This is a genomic window from Robiginitalea sp. (genome assembly GCF_049588695.1).
In the GTDB taxonomy this organism is placed as follows: domain Bacteria; phylum Bacteroidota; class Bacteroidia; order Flavobacteriales; family Flavobacteriaceae; genus Robiginitalea.
Genome location: NZ_JBAVZJ010000378.1, coordinates 1 through 3542, shown reverse-complemented (window position 1 = coordinate 3542; position 3542 = coordinate 1). Strand labels below are relative to the sequence as shown.

Here is a 3542-nt window from a genome sequence, read left to right as displayed (position 1 = left end):
AGCAAGTACAGTTCGGCTGTAGTGAAATCGGCAAACTCTATGCGGTGCAACGCCATGTAGGTCGGCATTTGAGGGCTGCACGCCCAAGCCGACGGGTAGGCGGATGGAACCCCGGGGTAACGCGGGGTCTAGATAAATGACGGGAATCCCGGCCCCAGGGTCGGGCAAACAGAATCCGGCTTATGACCTGCTGTTTTTTTTCGGCTTCAGGGCCTGAAAAAACTAAAGACGGTGCTGCCGTATTTCCGGGCAGAATCGAAATACTGCAATTCACTCAGATCCCTTTGGGTACTGTGTTCCAAAATAAGGATTCCATCTTCTTTCAACAGTCCCTTTTCAAAGCAAAGGGCGACAACCTCACCGAGCTGCTCCTGGGAAAAATCATAGGGTGGGTCTGCAAAAATCAGGTCAAACGAGTCCGTACAGAGCTTTAAAAAGGCATTTACATCCCTTTTGTACACGGTGACAGGGATTTCCAGCAGGCGTGCCGTCTGCTCAATAAACTTTGCACAGCCGGCATGGGCATCCACCGCGACGACACGGGGGCATCCCCGGGAGGCGCATTCATAGCTCAGGTTGCCCGTGCCCGAAAATAAGTCCAGCACACTGCATTCCGGCCAGTACACCTCGTGTCCGAGGATGTTGAAAAGCGCTTCTTTGGCGCGGTCCGTGGTAGGGCGAACCGGAAGGTTTTTTGGGGCGCTCAGACGGCGACCTTTGTGTATTCCTGAAATGATGCGTATCACAAGGCGTTGATCAGGGTAAAATCAATATCATCAGCTTCGGCAGTGTGGGCCAATGAGGTGTCCGGGGGTACAAAAAGGGAAACGTTTTCCAGGTACTCCATACAGAATTCGTATATCCGATCTCCGGCGGCAACATCTCCCAATAGCCTTAGTTTAAGCGTCTCAGGATCGAGTTCCAGCTGTTCTACAGTAAAGAGCAGAAAGTACATGATGTCTTCAGGACTGCTGAAGACAAAGGAATTGTAAAAGAGGAGTTTTTTATTCGAAAATACGGCCAGGTCCATTTGGGATTCCGCTATGTGCAGATAGGCCAGGGTTCCCTGCCTGCTGCTGGGCAATTTTATAAGCGTTTCCAAAAGCACCGTACCGCTGTGTTTAAATTCAAAGGCTCCGAAGGTGTCGAAGAGATAATTGTTCACATTGGCGAAGGGGACATAAACATTGGCCGAATCCAATCCCTGGACAGGGTCGTAATCCAGGTGATCCGTCCCCAGGATTTTAGCATTGTATTTCAGGTAATTGGCCAAATGGTCCGGGTCAAAAAGGGGCATCGGAACTAGGGTAAAGAGCGTATTGCGATGTATGCTGATGACTTCTGAATACGCATAGTCCAATATTCCCATTTCCTCAAAATCCTCCTGAATGAGTTTGTGAAGGCTAAAAGGACTCATTTCCTTTTCAAAAACACGGGAGTGGGAGTGCGTCAAAGAATTCGCAATAGTGTCCAGGACACAAAAAGAAAGTCCATTCAGGCTTACCTGAATGGACAACTTATGATACCCGTTCGGCCGCTCTTCCAGGCCGCTATTGATCTCCTTTTTTGTCATAAATAGGGGGCCAGTTACCACTGGTGCTCACCTCGGTAAGGGATCCTACTTTTATTTCAGGCCCGTTTACCTCCTCAACACTCACCTGGGCGTTCTCCCTGGAGAGCAGGTCTTTCGGTTGATCGTGCAGGACGACGGATTTAGGGACTTTAACCTCATACACAGGAGCCCTGTAGCCGCTTTTCTCAACGATATCCGCCTTCATGGTGAACTTCTCGTTATTCGGTGCATAAGGCACATTCATCAAGTTCTTGTAACGATCACTATTTTTAAAGAGGGAATCTTTGACAGAGACGAAACCTAAGGTGTCGATAATCTTGACTTCCTGAAGCATGTCAATCTGGTACACCTTGTCAAACTCCATATAGGATGAATCCCTTTGCTGGGTAATGGTATATTTTCCGGTATCTACAAAAGCCACCAGACTTTCAAAGTTATTCGCATATCTTCCATTTACCGTTTTATAGGCGTCCTGGGCATTGCGAATGTCTTTCAACCGGTCGATAACCTCTGCAAATCGCTCTTTCTTAATTTTATCAAACTCGATGGGTCCTGTGACAGACTTGTAGATCATATACCCGAGGACAATACAAACGATCCAAAGAACAATCTGAAGGATGGATTTCATTTTAGAAAGTGTTAAGTTGACTTTTGGTTAAACACAAATCTACAATTTTTTTTGAATCGTGAAAGTGTTTCCCTTAAAATCATCCCTATCTTTGATCGCCTATGGATTCCCTTTCCGCAGCCGCTTTTCTAAGGCTTTTAAATGATAAATTTCCCCATACGCCTACAGACAAACAAGAACAGGCCCTGAAGGATATGGCGTCTTTCCTGGTGGGTGGCGACACACAGAGCGTATTTCTGCTCAAGGGTTATGCCGGAACGGGAAAAACGACCCTGTTGGGCACGCTCATAAAGAACCTCTGGCATATCCGAAAGAAAGCCCTGTTGATGGCTCCTACAGGCCGGGCGGCCAAAGTAATGTCCTCCTATACCGGAACCAAGGCTCATACCATCCACCGGCAAATTTACTTTCCAAAAAAGGACCGCTCCGGCGGGGTGAAGTTTACCCTGGCGCCGAACAGGCATCGCAATACGGTATTCCTTATAGACGAGGCCTCGATGATCCCGGACACCCCGGTCGATACGGGAAAGGGGAATGCCAATTCCCTTCTGGATGACCTGATCACTTTTGTCTCCTCAGGCCATAAGTGCCAGCTGATTTTTATCGGGGACACCGCCCAGCTCCCCCCTGTTAAACTCTCCCTGAGCCCTGCCCTGGATGCCGACAGGCTGGAGCTGCAATACGGGAAAGAAGTTCAGGAAATTGAGCTGGATCAGGTCATGCGGCAGGCTGAAGGGTCGGGAATCCTGATGAATGCCACGCGCCTCAGGGAAATCCTAAGGGATACCGTATTGGAATCCTTTCGTTTTTCCCTTTCGGGATACAGCGATATCGTACGCCTGACAGATGGGTATGAGATACAGGACGCCTTAAACGATTCATTTTCCACGGTCGGAAAGGAGGAAACTGCAGTCATTGTAAGGTCCAACAAACGGGCCAACCTCTATAACCAGAATATACGGAGCCGACTGTTGTTCCTGGAAAACGAGCTGGCGGCGGGGGATTATATGATGGTGGTTAAAAACAATTATTTCTGGTTGAAAAGCAGCTCTGAGGCTGGGTTTATCGCCAATGGGGATATCATTGAAATCCTCGAGATTTTTGCCTTTAAAGAATTATACGGTTTCCATTTTGCAGAGGTTCGGGTACGTATGGTGGACTATGCGGGTATGGATCCTTTTGAAACTGTTTTACTGCTGGATACCATTACTACAGAAGGTCCTTCCCTATCCTACGAAGACGGGAACAAATTATACCAGGAGGTGATGAAGGATTACCAGCACGAGAAATCCGGGTATAAGAAATTTCTGGCCATCAAAAACAACCCCTTCTTTAACGCTC

At 48.0% G+C, this 3542-nt stretch carries 4 protein-coding genes; 1 reads left to right on the top strand and 3 read right to left on the bottom strand.

Annotation, left to right across the window (positions count from 1 at the left end; genetic code table 11):
- Positions 1-206 precede the first annotated feature (206 nt).
- Genes WBV75_RS09000 through WBV75_RS08990 form a run of 3 tightly spaced genes read right to left on the bottom strand, consistent with a single transcriptional unit; the run spans position 207 to position 2201 of the window.
- Positions 207-743, bottom strand: coding sequence for an RsmD family RNA methyltransferase (locus WBV75_RS09000; protein ID WP_424120292.1), 537 nt, complete (start codon positions 741-743; stop codon positions 207-209).
- Entirely contained in the window at positions 743-1573 is an 831-nt protein-coding gene (locus WBV75_RS08995) for a DUF3822 family protein (RefSeq protein WP_424120291.1), read from the bottom strand. The genes WBV75_RS09000 and WBV75_RS08995 overlap by 1 nt, the downstream gene beginning before the upstream one ends.
- Positions 1551-2201, bottom strand: coding sequence for a hypothetical protein (locus tag WBV75_RS08990; protein WP_424120290.1), 651 nt, complete (start codon positions 2199-2201; stop codon positions 1551-1553). Before WBV75_RS08990 ends, WBV75_RS08995 begins: the two co-directional genes overlap by 23 nt.
- Positions 2202-2302: 101 nt before the next feature.
- Between WBV75_RS08990 and WBV75_RS08985 the strand changes: the two genes are divergently transcribed.
- On the top strand, positions 2303-3542 hold a 1240-nt coding region (locus tag WBV75_RS08985), incomplete at its 3' end, for an ATP-dependent DNA helicase (RefSeq protein ID WP_424120289.1).

What these genes read in the sequence shown, in the direction of transcription:
- WBV75_RS08995 (WP_424120291.1), bottom strand. Translation starts at nt 1,573, where the DNA reads ATGACAAAAAAGGAGATCAATAGCGGCCTGGAAGAGCGGCCGAACGGG.
- WBV75_RS08990 (WP_424120290.1), bottom strand. Translation starts at nt 2,201, where the DNA reads ATGAAATCCATCCTTCAGATTGTTCTTTGGATCGTTTGTATTGTCCTC.